Origin of the sequence: Marinobacter sp. UBA2498, assembly GCF_002341575.1 — a bacterium.
Lineage (GTDB): Bacteria > Pseudomonadota > Gammaproteobacteria > Pseudomonadales > Oleiphilaceae > Marinobacter > Marinobacter manganoxydans.
The window spans coordinates 64,294-64,526 of the sequence record NZ_DDOI01000108.1 but is presented as its reverse complement, the minus strand read 5'-3'; the positions used below and the strand labels follow the sequence as shown (position 1 = coordinate 64,526).

The window sequence follows — 233 nt, the reverse complement described above, 5'->3', positions numbered from 1 at the left end:
TCGGGAATCCGATCGGTAACAAAGGTCTCAGAAAAGGTGAGCTCCAGAGGGCCTTGACGAAGTCGCATGCCCTTATCCAGGCCCTGGTCCTTGGTGAGGATCTTCAGGGCCATGCCTTCGTCAGGCTGAAGACGGATAATCAGCTTGTTGTTGGCGAGGTGCTTCTGGTCCGGATCAAAAATGTAATGCGGCGCAGGCTTGAAGTGGATGATGATCTGGGACAGCTTTTCGGG

1 pseudogene is annotated in these 233 nt (G+C 54.1%); it reads right to left on the bottom strand.

What is annotated here, in order from left to right:
- Positions 1–233 (bottom strand): annotated as a pseudogene (locus tag B2W52_RS15235) (glucose-6-phosphate dehydrogenase); the annotation flags it as partial.